Here is a 21,268-nt window from a genome sequence, read left to right as displayed (position 1 = left end):
GGGCGGACGTTGGTCAGACGTTCGAGGTCACCGTCCGCAGAGTACCGCTCACAGCCCGAAGCGGCGCTGGAGGCTCCCGAGGTTGCCAGGGAGCTGGGGCAGTTGTGAGCCACTTTGCGGAGCGTGTCCACCCCCGCCCGGAACGCCCGCCTCGTTCGGTACCGCCCCAGTTGCCAGCTCCGGCATCAGCTGCTCGGTGGACTGCAGCAGGACCGTGCCGGCGCCGATGAACTCGAACTGGTGCTCCTCGCCGGACGCGCCGCCGATTCCGGTGTGCGCCCGCAGCCCGCCCAGGAATCCCCGCAGGTACTGGTGGTCGTAGTGGTGGCACGGGGAGGGGCAGTCGGCCCAGCCGACGAGCGCCTGCGGGTCCACCCGGATCGGCGGCTCCACGAAGACCACCGGGCCGTTGGAAGCGGCCACGAACTTGCCCGTCCCGATGAGGGTGAGGAAGCCCGGGATGATCGACTGTTTCAGTGCGAGAGATGGCTGAAATGCAAGCAAGTTGCCCGAGCGAATCGTGAGGTTGCCTTCCTCCAGATCGAAGGAATTCACATCGAAGGCACGGTCCGCGAGCAGCATCTTTCCGCGGCCCTCGGCGACGACCCAGTCCGCGGCGTGCAATGGCGAATGGAAACTTCCGGCGATCAGGCGGTCCAGGCGGCCGTGCCCGATGCCGTGGAAGTCGATCTGCCCGTAGTAGGCGATCATCTTCCCCTTCTGCAGGAACCACTGGCCGTTCAGCTCGACACTGAAGGCGTACGCGTTGACGTTGTCGTCGGAGGGGAGCGAAGAGGCGTCGTGGACGACGGGACCGGTCACAGCTTTTCCTCCGACGCCTGTACGTAGACGGTGCCCTGTCCCGACAGCTCCAGCTGGAAGGCCTCGCCCGAGCCGCGGCCGACCATGTCGCGCCAGCCGAGCGCCGTGGACAGTTTGTTGCGGACGTCGCCGCGGTGGGCGACATAGGCCTGCGGGTCGACATGGACCGGGCGCTGGGACGTGATCGGCAGCTCGATGACGCCGCCGTGTGCCATCACCGCGGCCGAGCCGACGCCCTTGAGGGTCGTGGTGAACAGGCCCTGGCCGGTGACCTGGCCGCGCACCATGCCCATCACCCCGCCCTGCGAGCCCATGAACATCGTGCCCTGCTGGAGCGAGCCGTCGAAGGCCAGCAGCCGGTCGGCCTCGACGTAGAGCGTCTCGCCCGTCAGGTCGACGACATGGACGTGATGGCCGCCGTGGCCGAACATGACCGTTCCCGTGCCTTCGACGGTCATCAGCGGGGTGGCCTCACCGGCGATCCGGCGGCCGATCATCGAGCCGACACCGCCCTGGCCGCCCTGGATGTTCGGGGTGAAATTGACGTCGCCCCGGTAGGCGAGCATCGCGCCGCGCTGGCTGAACAGCCGCTGGCCCGGCCCGATCCTGGCCTCCACCATGCGGGAGTTGAGCACCGTGAACGGCATCAGACCTCACCTCCCACGGTGTTGCGCTCGCTGGGCTGGACGTAGACCAGACCCTCGCCCTCGAAGCGGATCTGGAAGGCCTCGCCGGAGCCCTCCCCGAGGAAGGTGCGGAAATTCACCCCGGACTGGAAGTGCTGCTTGAGGTCGCCGGTGTGGGCGACATACGCACCCGGGTCGACCTGGAGGGGGTACTGCTTGGTGACCCGCAGTACCACCGCGGGGCCGTCGGAGGTGATCGCCGCCTGGCCGCTGCCCTCGACGGTGGTGGTGAACAGGCCGTTGCCCTGGGAGGCGCCGCGCAGGCCGGTGAAGGTCGTGCCCGTCCGCAGCGCGGCGTCCGTGCACAGCAGATTGCTGGCCTCGACGTACAGCTTCTCGCCCTGCAGCTGCACCAAGTTGATCTCGCTGGCGCGGTCGGCGAAGAAGCAGGTGCCGTGGCCCTTCACCTCCATCACGGCCATCTGCTCGCCCGTGAGCCGCCGGGTGACCATGCCGCGCAGGCCCTCGCCGCCACCGGACATCTTCTTGAACGACATCTGGCCGTCGTACGCGACCATCGCACCGTTTTTCGCCTTGACGGCGTCGCCCGTCATGTCGACGGCGAGCACCTTGCTCCCCTGGAGCCGAAACTGAGCCACGGGTCAGACGGTAGTCGGCCGCGGCCGCGCGGGGCAGGTCCTTCGGCCCTGATATCGCCCTGATCTCCGCCGGGCGCCGGCCCGGGGCGTCCCGTACCTCCCCCCGGCGCGGTGATCGCCGAGACGGCTGTAACAATGGGGCGAAGCTTGTGAACTCTTGCACAAGCAGTGCTCCTCGCCCGCCACCCGAACGAGGTTCCCGTGGACATCAAGACCGCCGCCGCCCTGCACCGACTGCGCCTGGCATCCATCCCGGAGGCGCTCTCCTTCCCGGCGCTGCTGATCTTCGGCACCGGTTTCCGTCTGGCCTTCGACTACGACTCCCTGGTGATGCCGCTCGGCCTGATCCACGGCCTGCTCTTCATCACCTACGTGGTCCTGCTGCTGGACGTGTGGAACCGCACGAAGTGGCCCGCCAAGCGCGTCGCCTTCTTCTTCGTGCTGGCGATCCTGCCGTTCGGCGGCCTCTACGGGGACAAGGTGCTCAAGCGCGAAGAAGAGGCCGGCGTGATCGCGGCCCGCGCCCGCAAGGAAGGGGTCCTGAACGCATGATCGTCGCCTTCTCCGTGAGCCCCCTGGGTGTCGGCGAGGACGTCGGCGAGTACGTCGCCGACGCGGTCCGGGTCGTCCGCGAATCGGGGCTGCCGCACCGCACGGACGCGATGTTCACCTCCATCGAGGGTGAGTGGGACGAGGTCATGGACGTCGTCAAGCGCGCGGTCGCGGCCGTCGAGGCGCGCTCCGGGCGGGTCTCCCTGGTGCTCAAGGCCGACATCCGGCCGGGCGTCACGGACGGACTGACCTCGAAGGTGGAGACCGTGGAGCGGTACCTCGCGGACGGCGACGCCCGCCGCTCCTGAGCCGTCCGCGGGACACCCCTGAGCGCCCGTCCGGGCTTCACCCTCCCGCCGCCAGGGTGATCCCCAGCGGTGTGCGCTCGTAGAGCACCTGGTGTCCGTGCCGGCGCGAGGCCAGCAGACCGGCGTCGCGCAGCACGGACAGGTGCACCGAGACGGAGGACGGCGCCAGACCGAGCCGGTGGGCCAGGGCCGTTGTGGTCGACGGCGCGTCGAGGGCGGCCAGTACGGCGGCGCGGTTCGCCCCCAGCAGCCGCGCCAGCGCCGGGCCCGTCTCCGGCTCGGTCCACAGCCCGCCGATGCCGCGCGCCGGATAGATGACGGTGGGCTGCCAGGGCGGGTCGAATCCGCTGATCACGTCCGGCCAGACGAAGACGCTGGGCAGCAACAGCACCCCGCGGCCGTCCAGATCCTGCATCCGGGCGATGTCGGTACGGGTGCGGACCGTGAGTGTCCCGCCCGACCAGGACAGCCGCGGGTGCAGATCGGCGAACAGCCGCTGCAGTCCGCCGCCCGCCAACTGGCGCGACCGATAGGCGATCTCGGCCTCCAGCAGCGCCCGCAGCCGCGGCCAGTCCGGGGCGATCAGCGTCCGCCAGGCCCGCTCGGTGACCTGGGCCAGCTCGTGTACGGCCCGCGCCGGATCCGCCAGCGCCGCCCGGCCGCGCGCCGACTGTGCGGCACCCGGCGTGCCCGCCAGCGACTTGGCCATCTCGGCGCGGGCCAGGGCCGGGTCGGTGGCGCGCAGCCGCCCCAGTTCCTCGTCGAAGCCGGCCATCGGGGTCTCCGGCGGGCGGCCCAGGAAGTCCGGTGTGTAGCCCGACGACGGCATGAAGAGCCACAGCGGCATCAGATCCAGGCCGGCCAGCGCCTGGCGCATCCGGCGCAGCCACGGCGCGTGATAGCCGTGCCGGTTGGCGCGGCGCAGGGTGCGGACGGCCTCATGGGTCTCGCACAGCGGTGAGACGGCGAACCGGATGCGGAGCAGGTCGTCGGCCCCGAAGTGCAGGTTCACCGGCATGGCCGTGCACGCTCCCCCCGCCCCGGGATTCGGCTGCATCCGAAACAATACGGGGCGGAACCGGCGTCCGGCAGGCTGCGTGCATGCCCTCCCCTGCCGGGCCCGTGCCATCGGGCCGCCTTCCCGCCTGCCCCGATGAGGGCGCTGCCGCCGACGCCGGACCCTGCGCCGACGAGGCCCGCGAGGACGGCTACCGCGCCGTGTTCGCCGTCCCGGAGTTCCGGTTCGTCTTCGCCGCGCATCTGCTGTCCTCGCTGGGCGTGGTCGTCTGCGAACTCGCGTTGTCCGTCCTCGTCTTCCGGCTCACCGCGTCGCCGCTGCTGAGCGCCCTGACGTTTGCGCTGGGACTGCTGCCGTACGTCCTCGGCGGGACGCTGCTGTCCGCGGTCGCCGACCGGTATCCGGCCCGGCGGGTGCTGGTCGGCTGCGATCTGCTGTGCGCGCCGGCGGCGGCGGGGATGGTGGCGCCGGGCACGCCGGTCGCGGTCCTGCTGGTGCTGCGCTGTGTGATCGCGGCCGTCGCGCCGGTCTTCGCCGGGACCCGCGCCGCGACGCTGGGGGAGATCCTCGGCGAGGGGGAGTTGTTCGTCCTGGGGCGCTCGGTGATCCGGATCGTGAACCAGAGCGCACAGCTCGCCGGGTTCGGGGCCGGGGGCCTGCTGCTCGCCGTGGTGTCCCCGGGGGCGGTGCTCGCGATCACCGCGGGTACGTTCCTCGGCTCGGCGCTGCTGCTGCGGCTGGGGACCCTGGCGCGGCCGGCGCGCGACGTGGCGCGGGGCGAGGGGCGCGGTGCGCTGCTGGGAGCCTCGCTGGGCGGGGTCCGGCGGCTGCTGGCCGACCGCCGGGTGCGGGCGCTGTTGTTGCTGACCTGGCTGCCGCCGGCGTTCGTCGTCGTCCCCGAAGCGCTGCTGATCGCCTACGCCGGTCTGCTCGGCGTCGGCCCGGCCGGCATGGGGCTGCTGATGTGCAGCATGCCCATCGGGGCGGTGGTCGCCGAGAGCCTGGCGGGCTCGTTCCTCGGCCCGCACGCCCGCACCCGGCTGACCTTCCCCATGGGCGTCTTCGCCGTCCTGCCCTCGCTCGGCTTCGCCGCGCAGCCGTCGCTCGGCTGGGCGGTGCTGCTGCTCGTACTGACCGGCACCGGGATCTCGTACAACTTCGGTGTCGACCGCTGGTTCGTCGCCGCGGTCCCCGAGCAGCTGCTGGGACAGGCGATGACGGTGATGCAGGCAGGGCGGATGACGGTGATGGGGCTGGCGATGGGGCTGGCCGGCGCCGCCGCGGAGTACGCACCGCTGCGGGTCGTGATGCCGGCCGCCGGAGTGCTGGGGGTGGTCTGTGTACTGGCGGTGATCCGGGAGGTGCGGCGTACGGCGCCGGGACGGCCGGCGGGAGCGGTCCGTGCGGCGGGTGGAGTGGTGCGCGGGGCGGCCGGACCGCTCCCCGATACCGAAAACTGAGACACGGCTGACCACCATTTGAGCGCCGGGTAGGGTCGGAAGCGTGCCGAAGCCGCTCAGCCTTGCTTTCGATCCCATCGCGCGCGCCGACGAACTGTGGCAGCAGCGGTGGGGCGCCGTGCCCTCGATGGCCGCCATCACCTCGATCATGCGCGCCCATCAGATCCTGCTGGCCGAGGTGGACGCGGTGGTCAAGCCGTACGGGCTGACCTTCGCCCGCTACGAGGCACTGGTGCTGCTGACCTTCTCCAAGGCCGGTGAGCTGCCGATGTCGAAGATCGGCGAGCGGCTGATGGTGCATCCGACCTCGGTGACCAACACCGTCGACCGGCTGGTGAAGTCCGGTCTCGTCGCCAAGCGGCCGAACCCGAACGACGGCCGGGGCACGCTCGCCACCATCACCCAGAAGGGTCGCGAGGTGTGTGACGCGGCGACCCGCGATCTGATGGAGATGGACTTCGGACTCAGGGCGTACGACGCCGAGGAGTGCGGGGAGATCTTCGCGATGCTGCGGCCCTTGCGGGTGGCGGCGGCGGATTTCCAGGACGAGTAGCGGGTGTCCTCACCCTCCCCGGCGGGCCCGGCGTTCGCAGGGGGGCGGCGAAGATCGCCCCGGAACGGGTCGTTACGCTCGGGGCATGAAGCGAAGCGTCCTGACCCGCTACCGGGCGATGGCCTACATCACCGCCGTGATGCTGCTGGTGCTCTGCACGTGCATGGTTTTCAAGTACGGCTTCGGGATGGGCAAGGACCTCACCCTCGTCGTCTCGCAGATCCACGGCGTGCTCTACATCATCTACCTGGTCTTCGCCTTCGACCTGGGCTCCAAGGCCAAGTGGAAGTTCGGCAAGCTGCTGTGGGTGCTGATCTCGGGCACGATCCCCACCGCCGCCTTCTTCGTGGAGCGCCAGGTGGTGCGGGAGATCGAGCCGCTGATCGCCGATGACGCTCCGGAGCCGGTGAAGGTCTGACCGCACCCGGTCCGCCTCGGCGCGGTCCGATGGCACCCCTTACGACCTCCCCCTACGCGCCTGTCCCTGTGCCGGACGGGCGCGTTTGCGTGGCCCGGTACCCATTACGGAACGTGACATCGACGATGCGTGTGGCAACTCACGGCCCTCTCCCGTCGACAAGTACTAGGACGTCCAAGTAAATTTGCAGCATGGACGCTGACGCGATCGATGAGGGCCGCCGCCGCTGGCAGGCTCGGTACGACTCCGCCCGGAAGCGGGACGCGGACTTCACCACGCTCTCGGGTGATCCCGTCGAGCCGGCGTACGGGCCCCGGCCCGGAGACTCGGTCGAGGGGTTCGAGCGGATCGGGTGGCCGGGCGAGTTCCCCTTCACGCGGGGCCTGTATCCGACCGGCTACCGCGGGCGGACGTGGACGATCCGCCAGTTTGCCGGCTTCGGCAATGCCGAGCAGACCAATGAGCGCTACAAGATGATCCTGAAGGCGGGCGGGGGCGGCCTCTCCGTCGCCTTCGACATGCCCACCCTCATGGGCCGGGACTCCGACGACCCGCGCTCGCTGGGCGAGGTCGGGCACTGCGGCGTCGCCATCGACTCGGCGGCCGACATGGAGGTCCTGTTCCAGGACATCCCGCTGGGTGATGTCACGACGTCGATGACGATCAGCGGACCCGCCGTCCCGGTCTTCTGCATGTATCTGGTGGCCGCCGAGCGGCAGGGGATCGATCCGGGTGTGCTGAACGGCACCCTCCAGACGGATATCTTCAAGGAGTACATCGCACAGAAGGAGTGGCTCTTCCAGCCCGAGCCGCATCTGCGCCTGATCGGCGACCTGATGGAGCACTGTGCGCGCGGCATTCCCGCGTACAAGCCGCTCTCGGTCTCCGGCTACCACATCCGCGAGGCGGGCGCGACGGCCGGGCAGGAGCTGGCGTACACGCTCGCCGACGGCTTCGGCTATGTGGAGCTGGGCCTCTCCCGCGGCCTGGACGTCGACACCTTCGCCCCCGGCCTGTCCTTCTTCTTCGACGCGCATCTGGACTTCTTCGAGGAGATCGCCAAGTTCCGTGCCGCGCGCCGCATCTGGGCCCGCTGGATGCGGGACGTGTACGGCGCGACGAGCGACAAGGCGCAGTGGCTGCGCTTCCACACCCAGACCGCCGGTGTCTCGCTGACCGCCCAGCAGCCGTACAACAACGTCGTACGGACCGCCGTCGAGGCCCTGGCGGCCGTGCTCGGCGGGACGAACTCGCTGCACACCAACGCGCTCGACGAGACCCTCGCGCTGCCCAGCGAGCAGGCCGCGGAGATCGCGCTGCGCACCCAGCAGGTGCTGATGGAGGAGACCGGCGTCGCCAACGTCGCGGACCCGCTCGGCGGTTCGTGGTTCATCGAGTCGCTGACCGACCGGATCGAGGCGGACGCCGAGAAGATCTTCGAGCAGATCAAGGAGCGCGGCAGGCGGGCGGTCCCGAACGGCGAGCACCCGATCGGCCCGATGACGTCCGGCATCCTGCGCGGCATCGAGGACGGCTGGTTCACCGGCGAGATCGCCGAATCCGCCTTCCAGTACCAGCAGGCGCTGGAGAAGGGCGACAAGAAGGTCGTCGGCGTCAACTGCCACCACGGCTCGGTCACCGGCGATCTGGAGATCCTGCGGGTCAGCCACGAGGTCGAGCGCGAGCAGGTGCGGGAGCTCGCACAGCGCAAACAGTCCCGTGACGACGCCCGGGTCCAGACCTCGCTCAAGGCGATGCTGGAAGCCGCCCGCGACGGCGGCAACATGATCGAGCCGATGCTGGAGGCCGTACGGGCCGAGGCGACCCTCGGCGAGATCTGCGGGGTGCTGCGGGACGAGTGGGGCGTCTATACGGAGCCGGCCGGGTTCTGACGGGGGTTGGGGCGCACCGCCGGCCAACCCCCGCGGGCCGCCTGCTCAGCCGGGCAGCGCGACGGCGCCGACCGTGCCGGCGGCGATCCCGACGAGGGCCACCGCCGAGACGCCGACCACGATCGCGCGGGTCGGTGTGCCCCTGGTCGTACGCCAGGTCTCCTTCAAGGTCAGGCCGTTCTTGTCGAAACGCGTGACAAACCAGAAGAAGACGAAGGCGTCGACGAGGAGAGCCGCAAAGGCGATGATGAATTTCACCGCGGCGCCCCGGTCGTTGCGCAGGATGACCTGATTGCCGCTGCGCTGGCTGGAGATGGTGGACGCCTTCGGATAGCTGGATTGCAGACCACTCATCTGGGAATTTTCGGCCACGACCTTTCCGTCGTCGGAGCGGAATCGTCCCGTGCAGGTGTAGTCGGTGGTCGAACCGGTGCCGCGCTTACCGGAGGTGTGGTGGTGCCGGACGAGGTGGCACTCCTCGACGGTGAATGTTCCCTGCGTGCCCATAACGCCCGCCTGGGCCAGTCCCAGCCAGGCGAAAACCACGCTGAACGCCAGGAGCATGATCATGGCGACCAGATGGAGGAATCGCCCCCACGCTCGCTTTATCGTGGATGTGGAGGGAAATTGGGGCATGTTGGGCATCCTTTCCCGGGAGCTCCGGTGAGGTCGTGGTGAGGGGAATGTTCCATGACGGGCGGCGTCGTGCGTCGCCAGGGGCGTCCTTTTTTGAAACCGCCGGAGCGGGCGGGAACCGGCATGCGATCAGGCCTTCCGCGCTGACCGGCGGTTGACTTCTCCGCGGCCGGCGTCCGGGCTGCCGTGAGGTGGAGTTGCGGCATTCGGAACACCCCTTCGCAGTGAAGGTTCCGTGTGTACCTGTCGGGCCCGTCGTGGTCAGTCCCCGCACGGTGAAAAGGGTGAGGGCCGCGGCGGCGGCAGCGGGCGGCAGCACGCCTGCGCACAGCGCCTCGATGACACCGCGCCGGACGCGGGCCGAGGCTCGGACACGAGTGCGGCACCCCTTTCATGGTCGCCGACGGGATCACGGAACCCGCTCCCCGGGAGTCCGACAGGCATCGTCGTCAGCAATGCGGATGCGAACGGCCTTCACGTTTCTCCCACTTCCGTCCGGCGGGCGTGAGATACCGTACGGCATCAAAATGATCTGATCTTTAATGGTATGGAGGGAAGCTCGTGGCAGGCTCCGGCTATGACGTGGATCCGGCCGTGCTCAAGACGCAGGGTGGTGTCTTCGGGGATATCGGTTCCGATTTCAGCGAGGCCGCCAAGAAGCTGAAGGCCGCTGTGGGTGGCGATCCCGGTGAGGCCTGGGGCAAGGACGACTTCGTCGGTACCTTCAACGACTTCTACGGCCCGGTGGCGGAGGGCATCTGCGATTCGATGCCCCACCTCGGTGAGGCGATCGCCAAGATCGGCAACAAGCTTGAGGCGATGGGCGCGCATTACGGCTCCACCGAGCAGGAGCAGCACGACCATCTCGCGAAGTACGCGGCAAACCGCCCCGATATCGCGACCTGACACCTCACCGGCGTCCGCCGCCGGATATCCGCAATAACCATCAACGCATTCGCGCTTTCGGGGGATTTACGCACCGTGGCCACCATCATGCTGCCGACCGAGGTCGACTGGATCCTCGACCTGCTGGGCTTTCAGTGGCCCAATGTCGACGAGGACAAGATGCGGGAGGCGGCCGAGGCGTGGAGCAGCTTCGCCGCCGCCGCTCGCCGGCACCAGGCCGAGGGCACCACCGCCGCGAACACCGTGCGCGGCGCCAACTCCGGTGAGGCGATCGAGGCCTTCGGCGACAACTGGAAGAAGTACGGCGACGGCGGCGGCTACCTGGACGAGGCCATCGAGGCCGCCGAGGTGCTCGCCGTCGTGCTCCAGGTGGTGGCCACGATCGTGATGGTCATGAAGATCGCGGTGATCGCCCAACTCATCGCGCTGGCCGTCGAGTTCGCCATCGCCCAGGCGGCCGCGCCGGTCACGCTGGGGGCCTCCGAGGCCGGGGCGGCGGCGGCCACGGCGACGACCCGGGTGATCGTCCGGAGGATCATCAACGAGGCCAAGCAGAAGATCGTCCAGGCCATCACCGAGGCGATCGAGAAGAAGGTCGTCAAGAGCGCCAAAGAGATGGCCGTGGACCTGCTCAAGGACATCGGCAAGGACGCGCTCAAGGGGCTCGGGCAGAACGTCGCCACCCAGGGCATCAAGAGCCACTTCGGGGCGCAGGACGGGTTCGACTGGAAGGAAGCCGGGCGGGCGGGGCTGAAGCCCGTCGTGGACGTCGACGACAAGGGCCACGTGGGATTCGGCGACAAGCTCAAGGACGTCGGCAAGGTCGGTACCGGTGCCTACCACATGGGACAGGGCGTCGGGCAGGTCGCGCAGGGCGACTTCTCCGGCGGAGGGAAGAAGATCTGGGAGGGGCAGCAGGAGCAGGCCGCCGGGATGACGGAAGTCGCCGGGATCGTCACGAAGAACAAAGAGGCACCGGCCGAGGGCGACGGCTCGGGCGAAGGCGGTACGTCCGACGGCGGCTCCGACGCGTCGTCCGGAAGCGGCGGGTCGGGTGGCTCGTCCGAGAGCGGCGGGTCCCGGTCTGCGGCCTCCTCGTCCGGCGGTTCGTCCTCGTCGGGCGGCGGGGCCGGTGAGTCCGGCGGATCGGCGTCCACCGATGCCTCCACCCGCAGCGCCACGCCCACCCCTCCTCCCGCCCCCACCACCGAAAGCGGCCAGGCCGAGGCCGATCGGGCGCGCAACGCCTTCGGCTGAGAGGAACTCCCGAACCATGAACAGCAGCGACGACATCACCGCCCCCGGTGACCGCGACTACCCCGTCGAGGACAAGGACCTCTCGGAGGAGCAGAACGAGCACCTGACCAAGGCGCTCCGAGCCGTACGGGGCAATCCGGCCGCGCCGCCCGCACTGCAGGATCTGGCGCGCAAAATGCTCGGTGGCCGGGTGGAGCTGAAGGACGTCCTCGACGACCCGTCCGGGTACCGGGCGCTCACCGACGGGATCTCCGGGATGCGGGAGAGCTGGCGGTCGATGCCGCCGCAGGACCGGCAGGCGGTGCGTGCGGAGGTCGAGGAGAAGGCGGCGGAGAAAGAGGCTGAGGGCGGCCGGTGACCGGCTCTACGGCGTTGCGACAGGCACCCGCAGCCGGAACAGCGCCCCGCCCCCCGGCGCCTGCTCGGCGGTGAGTTCGGCGCCGTGTGCGCGGGCGATCTGGCGGGCCATGGCCAGGCCCAGGCCGGAGCCGGGCAGGGCGCGGGCCGTCTCGGCGCGGTAGAAGCGGTCGAAGACATGGGGGAGGTCGTCCTCCGCGATGCCGGGGCCGTGGTCGCGGATCGTCAGGTCCAACTCGCCTGAAACGACGGCGAGTTCGGTGTCGACCGGACCGCCCGGCGGGGAGAACTTCGCGGCGTTGTCGAGGAGGTTGGACAGCAGCCGGGACAGGCGGGGCGGCACTCCGGGGATCGTGAGGCCGGCCGCTGCCGGGTCGATTCCGGCGCTGAAGGTGATCTCCGGCCAGTGTTCGCGGGCCGCGGTCACCGCGTGCTCCAGGAGGGCGGCCGGGCGTACCTGCTCCACCAGGGGCTGCGGCTCCTCGTCACGGGCCAGTTCGATCAGGTCGTTGACGAGGGTGGTGACCTCGCGCAGCTGGCGGCCCAGCGCGGCCGAGGCGCGGTCGCGCTGGGCGTCGGTCAGGCGGTCGGCGCGGGCCAGGAGCTCGGCGTTGGTGCGCAGCGCCGTCAGCGGGGTGCGCAGTTCGTGCGAGGCGTCGGCGACCAGGCGGCGCTGGGCGGTGACGGACTGTTCCAGTTCGCCGAGCATGGTGTTGAAGCTGGTGGCGAGGCGGGTGACCTCGTCCTCCCGGGCCGGTGGTCCCGCGGGGAGTTCGATGCGGTGGCGGGCGTCGCGGGTGGCGGCGATGCGTTCCGCGGTGGCGGTGAGCCGGGCGACCGGGGCCAGGCCCGTACGGGACACCCAGTAGCCGAGTGCGGCGGCCAGCAGGACGCCGATGCCGCCGACCGCGGACAGCGCCCAGGCGGCCTGTTGTACGCCTCGGTCGACGGTGTCGGAGCGCTGGGCGACCTGCACCGCCTCGTCCTTGGTCCCCAGGCGCATGGTGAGCATGCGGACCGGCTGCCCGGCCACCGTGAGCTTGTTGTAGAACGCCGCGTGCCGGCCGTCGGCGACCTGCCGGGTGGCGTCGGAGACGGGCAGCTCATACCGCTCGCGCGGGTCCTTGTCGGGGTCGGACGGCACGATCTGGATACAGGGCGAGGCCGGGTATCGGCAGAGGGTGTCACTTGCCGTCGGGCCCCAGTCGTGGCGCTGCCGGATGGCCTGCGTGGCCGTCTGGGTCAGGTTCAGCTCCAGCTGACGGGTCATCTGGTAGTCGATGATGGAGAACGCGGCCGCACAGACGCCGACCGCCACCAGTGCCACCGCGGAGGAGGCGGCCAGCGCCAGCCGGGCGCGCAGCGGGCGGCGGCGCCGCCAGCGGGCCCCCAGGCCGCGGGTGCCGGTCATGCGCCCTCCGCGTGGTCCAGGCGGTAGCCCACCCCGTGCACGGTGTGGACGAGGCGCGGCTCGCCGTCCGCCTCCAGCTTGCGGCGCAGATAACCGATGTAGACGGCCAGGGAGTTGGAGTCAGGCCCGAAGTCGCGGCCCCAGACGCGCTCCAGGATCACTTCGCGCGGCAGCACCTGCCCGGGGTGCAGCAGCAGCAGTTCCAGCAACGCCCATTCGGTGCGGCTGAACTCCAGCGGCCGGCCGGCCCGGTGGCCGGTGCGGGTCATGGGGTCGACGACCAGATCGCCGAAGGAGAACCGGGTGTCCTCGACGGCCGTGGTCGAGGCCCGGCGCAGCAGGGCCCGGACGCGGGCCACCAACTCGTCCAGGGCGAACGGTTTGACGAGGTAGTCATCGGCGCCGGCGTCGAGCCCGTCGACCCGTTCGCTGACCGAGTCCAGCGCGGTCAGGACGAGGATCGGGGTGCGGTCGTCCAGGGCGCGCAGCCGGCGGCAGACGGCCAGGCCGTCCAGGACGGGCATCATCACGTCCAGGACGATGGCGTCCGGCTGCCAGCCGGCGACCTCCGAGAGGGCGGCCAGGCCGTCGGCGGCGCCACGTACCTCATAGCCCTCCACGGCGAGGCCGTCCTCCACGGCGGCGCGCACCTCCGGTTCGTCGTCGACGACGAGGATCTTGGCGGCGGGGGTGTTCCCGGGCGTGGACGGCATGGACATAGGCTGCCAAACACCTCTCTTAGAAGCTTCTTAGGGCGCATCGCGAGCGTGGCGAGCATGCGCACACCACTCTCTGTCGTGATCGGTGCGGGCGGCACCGGCGGCCACATCTATCCCGGACTCGCTCTCGCCGACGCGCTCCGCCGGGCCGTGCCCGATGCGGTGATCTCCTTCGTCGGGACCGAACGCGGCCTGGAGACACGGCTGATCCCCCAGGCCGGATACCGGCTGCACACCGTCGACATGATTCCCTTCGACCCCTCGCTCGGCGCCCGACGCTATCTGCTGCCGGCCGCGCTGCTGCGCTCGGGTGCCCAGTGCCGGACGATCCTCAAGGAACAGAAAGCCCAGGTCGCGGTCGGTATGGGCGGCTATCCGAGCGCCCCGGTGATCGTCGGGGCCAGGCTGGCCGGGCTCCCGAGCCTGGTCCATGAGTCCAACGCGGTGCCCGGCCGGGCCAACAAGTTCGCGGCCCGGCTCACCCCGCACATCGCCCTCGCCTTCGACCGCAGCCGGAACCATCTGGCGGGCGGTGAGCGGGCGGAGACGGTGGGGATGCCGCTGGTGGGCCCGCTGGCCGAGCTGGACCGGGCAGGGCTGCGGCCCACCGCCCGGCGGACCCTGGGTGTCCCGGACGGGGCGCGGCTGCTGCTGGTCAACGGCGGAAGCCTGGGGGCGGCCCGGCTGACCGAGGCGGCGGTGGGCCTGGCCGGCCGCTACCGGTCGCGTACCGACCTGCGGCTGCTGATCAAGACCGGGCCCGCGGCCCTGGAGGAGACCCGGGCCCTCCTGGCGGCGAACGGCGGGGACGCGGTCGCCCAGGCCGTGCCGTACCTGGACCGGATGGATCTGGCGTATGCCGCCGCCGATCTGGTGGTGTGCCGGGCCGGTTCGGCGACCGTCGCGGAGCTGGCCACCATCGGGATGCCGGCCGTCCTCGTGCCGTATCCGCACGCGCCGGGCGACCACCAGACACATAACGCACGGGTGCTCTCGGACGCCGGGGCGGCGCTGCTGCTGCCCGATCCGCAGACCTCGGCGGAGCGGCTGGACGAGCTGGTCACCCCGCTTCTCGACGATCCAGGCCGGCTCGCCGCGATGGGCGCGGCCGCCGACCCCGGTACCCATGCGCGGGCCGCCGGGCTGCTGGCCGCCAAGGTGCTGGCGCTGGCCGGCCACCCGCACGACAACCACCCCCTCACGATGAAGGAGTCAGCATGAGCAGCAGTACGCAGTGGACGGGCCGTCAGGTCCTGGTCACCGGCGCCGAGGGATTCATCGGCTCGGCCCTGGTCGACATGCTGGTGGAGGCCGGCGCCCAGGTGCGCGCGTTCGTCCACTACAAGCCGTACGCCGAAAAGGGAAATCTGGCGCGTTATCTCGTGCCGGGCGGCCCGGTCGAGATGATCGCGGGGGATGTGCGCGACGCGGGCCGGGTGATGGACGCGGTCGCGGGCTGCGACACCGTCTTCCATCTGGCCGCGCTGATCGGGATTCCGTACAGCTATGACGCGCCGGGCGCTTATGTGCAGACGAATGTGGTCGGTACGGAGAACGTCGCGGAGGCCTGCCGGCGGCATGCGGTGCGACGGCTGGTGCACACGTCGACCAGTGAGGTCTACGGGACCGCGCTGACCGCGCCGATCGGCGAGGACCACCCGCTGCAGCCGCAGTCGCCGTACTCCGCCTCGAAGATCGGCGCGGACATGATGGCGCTGTCGCACCGGCACGCCTTCGGGCTGCCGGTGACCGTGGTGCGGCCGTTCAACACCTACGGGCCCCGGCAGTCCGCGCGCGCCGTGATCCCCACGATCCTGGCCCAACTCCACTCGGGTGCCCGGCAGATCAAGCTCGGCTCGCTCACCCCGACCCGTGACTTCACCTATGTCACGGACACCGCGGCCGGATTCCTCGCGCTGGCCGACTGCGACCGGGCGCTGGGCGAGGTCGTCAACCTCGGCACCGGGCGGGAGATCGCCATCGGGGCGCTCGCCGAGGCGCTGATAGCGGCCTCGGGACGGGAGGCCGAGGTGGTGGTGGACACCGCGCGGCTGCGGCCCGCCGGCAGTGAGGTCGAGCGGCTGCTGTCGGACAACTCCCGGGCGCGCGAGTGGGCTTCGTGGCGGCCGGAGGTCTCCCTGGAGCAGGGGCTGAAGTGGACGTCGGAGTGGGTGGCCGGGAACCTGCGGCTGTTCGCGGTGGACCGCTACCAGGTCTGACCGGCGCCGCGGCGGGGCACCTCGGTGTCGCGCCGCGGCCGGGCGGCCGGTTCCGGCCTCAGCCCTGGTCGCCCAGGCCGGACAGCCCGGTGAGGAAGAGGGCGGTGAAGTCACGCCCCCACGCGGCATCCACGGGTTCACCGCTGACCAGGGTGCGATGCACGATCGCCCCGGCGATCACATCGAAGATCAGGTCCATGTTGCGGGCCGCTGCCCGCTCGCCCTCCTCACCGGGGGTGTCCGGGGGCAGCTCGCCACGGGCCTGCGCACGCGAGCGGCCGAGCAGGACCAGCCGCTTCTGGCGGTCGACGATCGCCGAGCGGATCCGTTCGCGCAGTGCCTCGTCGGTGGTGGACTCGGCGACCACGGCCATCAGCGCCGTCTTGGTCTCCGGCCGCGCGAGCAGCGCGCCGAACTGCAGCACCACGCCCTCGATGTCGGACTGCAGACACCCCCGGTCGGGGAGTTCGAGCTCGTCGAAAAGGACCGCCACGGCGTCCACGACGAGCTCGTTCTTGTTGGCCCAGCGGCGGTAGAGCGTCGTCTTGGCGACGCCGGCCCGGGCCGCCACATCGCTCATGGTGAGCCGCCCCCAGCCCAGATCGACGAGCGCGGTACGGGTCGCGTGCAGGATCGCGAAATCGGTCTCGGCGCTGCGGGGGCGGCCCGTGCGGCCTTTCCGGGGGCTGGCGGCGTGGTGCATGCGGGCGACCATACCGGCGAGTACGGGCGGCGCCCCCTGTGAGGCAGATCACTCTCCACGGGGCCGGAACCGGTTGTTGTGCAGGGGCGACGGCCAGTTACGCTACGGGTCGTAGCGTAAGAGCGATAGCCACTGGCCATGGGTGGGGACCCATGGCCGCGCACGACGGTCCTCCTCGGGACCGCACACCGGTCCTCCTCGGGACCGCAACGGGCAGCGATCCCGGACGTACGCCGGCATTCCGGCGGGGCGTACGGACGGGGTGCGCCGCCCGGCACGAAGGCCTTGCGGGGGCACCGGACCGACCGTCCGCACCGCGGGCCGCAGTACCGACCGCGTCGCCGACCGCAGTGCTTTCCGGATCGCTTTTCGGAACGGCCCGCCCAGGGGGGAGGATGGACCCATGCAGCCACGCAATATGTCCATGAGTGGAGTCGTCGACCTCGCAGCGGTGAAGGCGGCCGGGGAAGCGAAGCAGAAGGCGGAGCAGGCACGCGCCGAGGCCGCCCGTACGGGCCAGGCACCCGTGAGCGGTGCCCGCCTGGTGTTCGACGTCGACGAGGCGGGGTTCCAGCAGGACGTCCTGCAGCGCTCCACCGAGGTCCCGGTCGTCATTGACTTCTGGGCCGAGTGGTGCGAGCCGTGCAAGCAGCTGGGTCCGCTGCTGGAGCGCCTCGCGGGCGAGTACGCCGGCAAGTTCGTGCTGGCCAAGATCGACGTCGATGCCAACCAGATGCTGTTCCAGCAGTTCGGGGTGCAGGGCATCCCGGCGGTCTTCGCGGTCGTCGCGGGGCAGCCGATCCCGCTGTTCCAGGGCGCGGCCCCGGAGTCGCAGATCCGCGAGGTGCTCGACCAACTGGTGCAGGCCGCCGAGCAGCAGTTCGGCATCGTGGGGGCGCCGCTCGACGCGCAGGACGCGGGCGAGCCGGCGGAGGAGGCCGAGGCCCCGCCGGTCCCGGCCGGTCCCTACGACGCGCTGCTGGAGGCCGCGAACCAGGCGCTCGACGACGGCGATCTGGGCGGTGCCGTCCAGGCGTACAAGAACGTGCTCAACGATGACCCGGCCAACCCGGAGGCCAAGCTCGGCCTGGCCCAGGCCGAACTTCTGCGCCGGGTGCAGGATCTGGACCCGCAGGCGGTGCGCCAGGAGGCCGCGGAGAATCCGGCCGATGTGCAGGCGCAGATCCGTGCCGCGGACCTCGACCTGGTCGGCGGGCACATCGAGGACGCGTTCAGCCGGCTGGTCGACGCGGTGAAGCGGTCGGCGGGTGACGACCGGGAGGCCGCGAGGCTGCGGCTGCTGGACCTGTTCGAGGTCATCGGTGCGGAGGATCCGCGGGTGACGGCGGCGCGTACCGCGCTGGCCCGGGTGCTGTTCTGACCCGCTGTCTTCGAACTCGCCCGCTTCTGACCAGTACGACCTCCATGAGTTGACCGAACAAACGACTCGGCGGCCACGTTTTACCAAAACTTGGTAATCGTGGCCGCTGTTACTTCAAGTAAGCCTGAGCGGCCTCCTTGCGGCACTGTGTCCGCAATTGCCCAATGTCCCCTCACCGTTAGTGGCGACCGTGTGTGTCCGGTTGATTTCGGTGGGTCGTGGCGTGGTTATCGGGTCGTTACCCGCAAGTAACGAGCCCCTTGTGCGGCGGCCTCGAATGGACCACGATCGGCCAGGCTCGGTCCATTCCCGCAGCCCGGCATCCGGTTGGTGCCGCGGGGTACTTGGGTCCCCACCGAGTGGTCGGCGGCAATGTCGCCGGCCGTGGACAGGGGGGTCTCTGCCCCACCCGGCAGGGCCTGTCCAGGAGGTTGCGCGAGAGCGTGGCCAGTGGTTGTCGCTCGGGGGTGATCGCCGGTATTCGGAACACGCTGTGCCTCCGAGACAGGCGCTCTCCTTCCCGAGGACGTAGCACTTCTCCCATCCCAGGTAGGGCTGTCCCAACTGAGGCGACCCGTACCGGAGATGTACGTCCGAGAAGGAGGAAAGTCATGGAGTCCCTGGCTCGTGGCGGGACCAGATGGAAGCGGTTCGCCGTCGTCATGGTGCCGAGCGTCGCGGCTACTGCCGCGATCGGCGTTGCCCTCTCGCAGGGTGCGCTCGCGGCGTCGTTCAGCGTGTCCGGCCAGCAGTTCAAGGTCACTACGGACCGGCTGGACGGCACCGGATTTGTTCAGTACGGAGCCATTGACGCCCAGAAGGGCGGCAAGCAGGTCCCGGTGGCGGTCTCGGGGTTCTCGAACGCCAAGATCAAGAACCTCTGCCAGTCGGTAGTCGTTCCGGTCCCGGTCTTCGGCGATGTGTCGATGAAGCTGTCGGCCGGTGGCGGTAGCACGCCTGTCGAGGCGAAGAACCTTTACATCGACCTCGACCAGCTGGACGCGGACGCGACCTTCAACAACATCGACATCGGTGTTGCTGCAGGCTCGACGACCAAGGGTCCGGGCATGCACAAGGGCGACAAGGCCGACCCGGGCTCGTTCGCCCAGCAGGCCGACTCGGCCGTGCTGACCCACGTCAGGCAGCAGGCATGGGCCACTACGGCCGGAACGTTCAAGCTCAGCGGCCTGAAGATGAGCGTCGCCAAGGGCAAGAGCGAGTGCTACTGACGCACTGAGCGTGCGGGCGCGGGGTTGAGCTGTGCGGCATTCGCCGTTCCCCGTGCCCGTACGCCGGGTAGCGCCTAGTAGGACACCAGCACAGAACCACCGATTTGCCAGTCCCGAGGAGCTGTACGACATGAGCGCCGAAACGCGACCACGGCTGATCGAGACCATCGGCCGGAAGCGGACTTCGTTCCGGGAGTGGCGCGGACACCGCCCCTACTGGGGCGGTTTGCTGACTCTGCTGGCCGGCATCCCGATCATGTACATCCCTTACGCGAATCTCACGATCGGTTCCCTGACCGTCCGCATGGCGACCACCGCCGGCGCCGGCTCGCTGATCATCGGCGTACTGCTGGTCGTGCTCGGTCTGACCATGTGGTTCCAGCCCGCCTCGCGCGTTTTTGCGGGTGTGGCGGCGATTCTGCTCTCCCTGGTCTCCCTGGTCGTCTCGAACTTCGGTGCCTTCCTGATCGGCTTCCTCCTGGGGCTGATCGGCGGTGCGCTGGGAGTCTCCTGGGCGCCGGGCAAGGCCGACCGGAGCGGGGACGAAGCCGAGGAACCGGACCGCAACACGGTTGCCGGACCGGTGCTTGCCACGCACCCCGCCTCGGCTGCCGGTCCCCGGTCGGGCAATGGACTGGACGACCTGTCAGGAACGAGCCCGACCAACGGAATGAACGGGAGGCACCGTGCCGGGTGACGAGCTGCACGAGAGCGCAGCTGCCGGGGCGAGAACCGGGCCGAGGCACGCGGCGCCGAGGAAGCCGCTGCTGACTCGGCTCCACGTGCCCGCGGGCAAGGCGATAGCCATTGCCGCCATGCCGTCCGCCGTGCTCATGGGCATGGGGCTGACGCCCCAGATGGCCATAGCCAAGCCGGCGCCCAAGAGCCCCTTCAAGGACGGCCCGTGCGTCACCGCTCCGGACAAGGTGGACGACAAGGACACCAAGTCCAAGGACGGTGCGGCGGACAAGCAGAACAAGACGGACGACAAGGGTGCGACGCAGGGCAAGGACGACACCAAGCCGTCCGCCTCGCCCTCACCCTCGGCCGGTAAGGACGCCGACAAGGCGCCCGAGCCCGCGCCGTCCGGCTCCGCGAAGACCGACGAGCCTTCGGGCTCCGCGACTCCGTCGCCGTCGGCCTCCGAGGAGAAGAAGGATGACGGCGGTCTGCTGGGCGGCGTCGGTGACGCACTCGGCGGTCTCCTCGGCGGCGACAAGTCCGACGAGCCGTCGGCTTCGCCGAGCCCCTCGACGTCCGAGTCGGCCTCGCCGTCCGCGTCCAAGGACTCCGGCTCCGCCACCGACAAGGTCACCAAGCCGGTCACGGACACGGTCGACGGCCTCAAGGACGGCGCCGGCAAGGCCGGGGACGCCGCCAAGAACGGGTCGAAGACGGTCAACGACACCGTCCACGGCGCGGTGGGTGCGGCGGACAACGCCCTGCCCGGCGGCGGCCTGGACGGCAAGGACGCCAGCGGTAAGAAGTCATACCCCTGCGTCGTCGAGAACAAGCAGAAGGGCAAGGGCGAGCAGACCCCCGCCACCCTGCCCGACGACCCCTGGCACCTGGAGTCCAGCGCGCTCACCCTGCGCGGTCTGAACTATGAGGGCGTCGTCAATGTCCAGACACAGAACGGCCACACCAAGCAGGCCCTGAAGTTCACCGCCGACAGCGTCGACATCGGCGATCTGCACCAGATCGTCGACGACCCGACGTCCGGGAAGAAGTACCACGTCCAGGGCGCACCGGGGTCGACGTCCACGATCCGCGGCGGCAAGGTGACGATGTACACCGAGCGGCTGCAGGGCAACCTCTTCGGTCTGATCCCGATCGTCTTCGACCCCGAGCACCCGCCGCCGATCAACGTCCCGTTCGCGTACTTCACCAAGGTGAAGATCGACCAGGCGGGCCAGTTCGGCGGCAATCTCCACATCCCGGGTCTGCATCAGTCGATCACGGGCTGAGGATCACTGCAGCGGGCCGAGGACCATGGACCCGTTCGGGAGCCGCAGAAAACGGCGGTGGGGGGGGGGCCCCCCCGGGGGGGGGCCCCCCCCCGCGGGGGGGGGGGGGGGGGGGGGGCGGGGCCCCCCCCCCGGGGGGGCCGGGGCCCCGGGGGGGGGGGGGGGGGCGGCGGGG

23 protein-coding genes are annotated in these 21,268 nt (G+C 70.3%); 15 read left to right on the top strand and 8 right to left on the bottom strand.

Going from position 1 to position 21,268, the window contains the following annotated elements; all coding sequences use genetic code 11:
* Window positions 1-48 precede the first annotated feature (48 nt).
* From ACGFWI_RS27035 to ACGFWI_RS27025, 3 genes are read right to left on the bottom strand one after another with little or no spacing between them, the layout of a single operon-like run.
* Window positions 49-822 carry an AIM24 family protein gene (locus ACGFWI_RS27035; RefSeq protein ID WP_393908633.1) on the bottom strand — a complete coding sequence of 258 codons (774 nt, stop codon included), beginning with the start codon at window positions 820-822 and terminating at the stop codon, window positions 49-51.
* Window positions 819-1,469 carry an AIM24 family protein gene (locus tag ACGFWI_RS27030; RefSeq protein ID WP_393908632.1) on the bottom strand — a complete coding sequence of 217 codons (651 nt, stop codon included), beginning with the start codon at window positions 1,467-1,469 and terminating at the stop codon, window positions 819-821. The genes ACGFWI_RS27035 and ACGFWI_RS27030 overlap by 4 nt, the downstream gene beginning before the upstream one ends.
* Complete coding sequence (locus tag ACGFWI_RS27025; protein ID WP_393908631.1) at window positions 1,469-2,107, bottom strand: AIM24 family protein; 639 nt, start codon at window positions 2,105-2,107, stop codon at window positions 1,469-1,471. The genes ACGFWI_RS27030 and ACGFWI_RS27025 overlap by 1 nt, the downstream gene beginning before the upstream one ends.
* Before the next feature lie 201 nt (window positions 2,108-2,308).
* On the opposite strand from ACGFWI_RS27025, the gene ACGFWI_RS27020 reads away from it, so the two are divergent.
* Window positions 2,309-2,659: a DUF3817 domain-containing protein gene (locus tag ACGFWI_RS27020; RefSeq protein ID WP_393908630.1), complete on the top strand. Its 351-nt coding sequence runs from the start codon at window positions 2,309-2,311 to the stop codon at window positions 2,657-2,659.
* Window positions 2,656-2,967, top strand: a complete 312-nt coding sequence (locus tag ACGFWI_RS27015) for an MTH1187 family thiamine-binding protein (protein WP_393908629.1) — start codon at window positions 2,656-2,658, stop codon at window positions 2,965-2,967. Before ACGFWI_RS27020 ends, ACGFWI_RS27015 begins: the two co-directional genes overlap by 4 nt.
* 37 nt (window positions 2,968-3,004) lie before the next feature.
* Here ACGFWI_RS27015 and ACGFWI_RS27010 read toward each other — a convergent pair whose 3' ends face one another.
* Complete coding sequence (locus ACGFWI_RS27010; RefSeq protein WP_393908628.1) at window positions 3,005-3,985, bottom strand: DUF5937 family protein; 981 nt, start codon at window positions 3,983-3,985, stop codon at window positions 3,005-3,007.
* 83 nt (window positions 3,986-4,068) lie between these two features.
* Between ACGFWI_RS27010 and ACGFWI_RS27005 the strand changes: the two genes are divergently transcribed.
* The 4 genes from ACGFWI_RS27005 (at window position 4,069) to ACGFWI_RS26990 (ending at window position 8,308) form a co-directional block, all read left to right on the top strand.
* On the top strand, window positions 4,069-5,445 hold the full coding sequence (locus ACGFWI_RS27005; RefSeq protein ID WP_393908627.1) for an MFS transporter: 1,377 nt from the start codon (window positions 4,069-4,071) through the stop codon (window positions 5,443-5,445).
* A 43-nt stretch (window positions 5,446-5,488) separates the two neighbouring features.
* The gene (locus tag ACGFWI_RS27000; RefSeq protein WP_393908626.1) at window positions 5,489-5,998 is read left to right on the top strand and encodes a MarR family winged helix-turn-helix transcriptional regulator; all 510 of its coding nucleotides are present in this window, start codon (window positions 5,489-5,491) and stop codon (window positions 5,996-5,998) included.
* 85 nt (window positions 5,999-6,083) lie between these two features.
* On the top strand, window positions 6,084-6,416 hold the full coding sequence (locus ACGFWI_RS26995; protein WP_393908625.1) for a DUF3817 domain-containing protein: 333 nt from the start codon (window positions 6,084-6,086) through the stop codon (window positions 6,414-6,416).
* A 191-nt stretch (window positions 6,417-6,607) separates the two neighbouring features.
* Window positions 6,608-8,308, top strand: coding sequence for a methylmalonyl-CoA mutase (locus tag ACGFWI_RS26990; protein ID WP_393908624.1), 1,701 nt, complete (start codon window positions 6,608-6,610; stop codon window positions 8,306-8,308).
* A 45-nt stretch (window positions 8,309-8,353) separates the two neighbouring features.
* On the opposite strand, the gene ACGFWI_RS26985 is transcribed toward ACGFWI_RS26990, so the two are convergent.
* A complete protein-coding gene (locus tag ACGFWI_RS26985) occupies window positions 8,354-8,944 on the bottom strand; it encodes a hypothetical protein (RefSeq protein WP_393908623.1) in 591 nt (196 codons plus the stop codon).
* A 561-nt stretch (window positions 8,945-9,505) separates the two neighbouring features.
* On the opposite strand from ACGFWI_RS26985, the gene ACGFWI_RS26980 reads away from it, so the two are divergent.
* From ACGFWI_RS26980 to ACGFWI_RS26970, 3 genes are all read left to right on the top strand, one after another.
* Window positions 9,506-9,850 carry a hypothetical protein gene (locus tag ACGFWI_RS26980; protein WP_393908622.1) on the top strand — a complete coding sequence of 115 codons (345 nt, stop codon included), beginning with the start codon at window positions 9,506-9,508 and terminating at the stop codon, window positions 9,848-9,850.
* Between the two features lie 75 nt (window positions 9,851-9,925).
* Window positions 9,926-11,107, top strand: a complete 1,182-nt coding sequence (locus ACGFWI_RS26975) for a hypothetical protein (RefSeq protein WP_393908621.1) — start codon at window positions 9,926-9,928, stop codon at window positions 11,105-11,107.
* A gap of 16 nt (window positions 11,108-11,123) precedes the next feature.
* Window positions 11,124-11,465, top strand: a complete 342-nt coding sequence (locus ACGFWI_RS26970) for a hypothetical protein (RefSeq protein ID WP_393908620.1) — start codon at window positions 11,124-11,126, stop codon at window positions 11,463-11,465.
* Window positions 11,466-11,471: 6 nt separating this feature from the next.
* On the opposite strand, the gene ACGFWI_RS26965 is transcribed toward ACGFWI_RS26970, so the two are convergent.
* Both ACGFWI_RS26965 and ACGFWI_RS26960 read right to left on the bottom strand, forming a co-directional pair.
* Window positions 11,472-12,875, bottom strand: a complete 1,404-nt coding sequence (locus tag ACGFWI_RS26965) for a sensor histidine kinase (RefSeq protein WP_393908619.1) — start codon at window positions 12,873-12,875, stop codon at window positions 11,472-11,474.
* Window positions 12,872-13,594 carry a response regulator transcription factor gene (locus ACGFWI_RS26960; RefSeq protein ID WP_393908618.1) on the bottom strand — a complete coding sequence of 241 codons (723 nt, stop codon included), beginning with the start codon at window positions 13,592-13,594 and terminating at the stop codon, window positions 12,872-12,874. Before ACGFWI_RS26960 ends, ACGFWI_RS26965 begins: the two co-directional genes overlap by 4 nt.
* Before the next feature lie 57 nt (window positions 13,595-13,651).
* Here ACGFWI_RS26960 and ACGFWI_RS26955 point away from each other — a divergent pair, with 57 nt between their 5' ends.
* Together ACGFWI_RS26955 and ACGFWI_RS26950 are read left to right on the top strand one after the other, a co-directional pair.
* Window positions 13,652-14,815: a glycosyltransferase gene (locus tag ACGFWI_RS26955; RefSeq protein WP_393908617.1), complete on the top strand. Its 1,164-nt coding sequence runs from the start codon at window positions 13,652-13,654 to the stop codon at window positions 14,813-14,815.
* Window positions 14,812-15,813 (top strand): SDR family NAD(P)-dependent oxidoreductase, encoded by a 1,002-nt coding sequence (locus ACGFWI_RS26950; RefSeq protein ID WP_393908616.1) that lies wholly within the window; start codon window positions 14,812-14,814, stop codon window positions 15,811-15,813. The genes ACGFWI_RS26955 and ACGFWI_RS26950 overlap by 4 nt, the downstream gene beginning before the upstream one ends.
* A gap of 58 nt (window positions 15,814-15,871) precedes the next feature.
* Here the strand turns inward: ACGFWI_RS26950 and ACGFWI_RS26945 are convergent, their stop codons facing one another.
* Window positions 15,872-16,516, bottom strand: a complete 645-nt coding sequence (locus ACGFWI_RS26945; protein ID WP_393908615.1) for a TetR/AcrR family transcriptional regulator — start codon at window positions 16,514-16,516, stop codon at window positions 15,872-15,874.
* 403 nt (window positions 16,517-16,919) lie between these two features.
* On the opposite strand from ACGFWI_RS26945, the gene ACGFWI_RS26940 reads away from it, so the two are divergent.
* The 4 genes from ACGFWI_RS26940 to ACGFWI_RS26925 all read left to right on the top strand — a co-directional run bounded on the left by ACGFWI_RS26940 (window position 16,920) and on the right by ACGFWI_RS26925 (window position 21,093).
* Window positions 16,920-17,897, top strand: a complete 978-nt coding sequence (locus ACGFWI_RS26940) for a tetratricopeptide repeat protein (RefSeq protein WP_393908614.1) — start codon at window positions 16,920-16,922, stop codon at window positions 17,895-17,897.
* 611 nt (window positions 17,898-18,508) lie between these two features.
* On the top strand, window positions 18,509-19,126 hold the full coding sequence (locus tag ACGFWI_RS26935; protein ID WP_393908613.1) for a DUF6230 family protein: 618 nt from the start codon (window positions 18,509-18,511) through the stop codon (window positions 19,124-19,126).
* A 130-nt stretch (window positions 19,127-19,256) separates the two neighbouring features.
* A complete protein-coding gene (locus ACGFWI_RS26930) occupies window positions 19,257-19,823 on the top strand; it encodes a DUF6114 domain-containing protein (protein ID WP_393908612.1) in 567 nt (188 codons plus the stop codon).
* Between the two features lie 85 nt (window positions 19,824-19,908).
* A complete protein-coding gene (locus tag ACGFWI_RS26925; protein ID WP_393908611.1) occupies window positions 19,909-21,093 on the top strand; it encodes a hypothetical protein in 1,185 nt (394 codons plus the stop codon).
* Window positions 21,094-21,268 lie beyond the last annotated feature (175 nt).

Source organism: Streptomyces sp. NPDC048434, from assembly GCF_043200375.1.
Taxonomy (GTDB): domain Bacteria; phylum Actinomycetota; class Actinomycetes; order Streptomycetales; family Streptomycetaceae; genus Streptomyces.
The sequence above is the reverse complement of the archived record's forward strand: the minus strand, read 5'-3'. Positions and strand labels throughout refer to the sequence as shown.

What these genes read in the sequence shown, in the direction of transcription:
- ACGFWI_RS27030 (WP_393908632.1), bottom strand. Translation starts at nt 1,469, where the DNA reads ATGCCGTTCACGGTGCTCAACTCCCGCATGGTGGAGGCCAGGATCGGG.
- ACGFWI_RS27015 (WP_393908629.1), top strand. Translation starts at nt 2,656, where the DNA reads ATGATCGTCGCCTTCTCCGTGAGCCCCCTGGGTGTCGGCGAGGACGTC.
- ACGFWI_RS27010 (WP_393908628.1), bottom strand. Translation starts at nt 3,985, where the DNA reads ATGCCGGTGAACCTGCACTTCGGGGCCGACGACCTGCTCCGCATCCGG.
- ACGFWI_RS27005 (WP_393908627.1), top strand. Translation starts at nt 4,069, where the DNA reads ATGCCCTCCCCTGCCGGGCCCGTGCCATCGGGCCGCCTTCCCGCCTGC.
- ACGFWI_RS26995 (WP_393908625.1), top strand. Translation starts at nt 6,084, where the DNA reads ATGAAGCGAAGCGTCCTGACCCGCTACCGGGCGATGGCCTACATCACC.
- ACGFWI_RS26990 (WP_393908624.1), top strand. Translation starts at nt 6,608, where the DNA reads ATGGACGCTGACGCGATCGATGAGGGCCGCCGCCGCTGGCAGGCTCGG.
- ACGFWI_RS26985 (WP_393908623.1), bottom strand. Translation starts at nt 8,944, where the DNA reads ATGCCCCAATTTCCCTCCACATCCACGATAAAGCGAGCGTGGGGGCGA.
- ACGFWI_RS26970 (WP_393908620.1), top strand. Translation starts at nt 11,124, where the DNA reads ATGAACAGCAGCGACGACATCACCGCCCCCGGTGACCGCGACTACCCC.
- ACGFWI_RS26965 (WP_393908619.1), bottom strand. Translation starts at nt 12,875, where the DNA reads ATGACCGGCACCCGCGGCCTGGGGGCCCGCTGGCGGCGCCGCCGCCCG.
- ACGFWI_RS26960 (WP_393908618.1), bottom strand. Translation starts at nt 13,594, where the DNA reads ATGTCCATGCCGTCCACGCCCGGGAACACCCCCGCCGCCAAGATCCTC.
- ACGFWI_RS26955 (WP_393908617.1), top strand. Translation starts at nt 13,652, where the DNA reads ATGCGCACACCACTCTCTGTCGTGATCGGTGCGGGCGGCACCGGCGGC.
- ACGFWI_RS26950 (WP_393908616.1), top strand. Translation starts at nt 14,812, where the DNA reads ATGAGCAGCAGTACGCAGTGGACGGGCCGTCAGGTCCTGGTCACCGGC.
- ACGFWI_RS26945 (WP_393908615.1), bottom strand. Translation starts at nt 16,516, where the DNA reads ATGCACCACGCCGCCAGCCCCCGGAAAGGCCGCACGGGCCGCCCCCGC.
- ACGFWI_RS26940 (WP_393908614.1), top strand. Translation starts at nt 16,920, where the DNA reads ATGCAGCCACGCAATATGTCCATGAGTGGAGTCGTCGACCTCGCAGCG.
- ACGFWI_RS26935 (WP_393908613.1), top strand. Translation starts at nt 18,509, where the DNA reads ATGGAGTCCCTGGCTCGTGGCGGGACCAGATGGAAGCGGTTCGCCGTC.
- ACGFWI_RS26930 (WP_393908612.1), top strand. Translation starts at nt 19,257, where the DNA reads ATGAGCGCCGAAACGCGACCACGGCTGATCGAGACCATCGGCCGGAAG.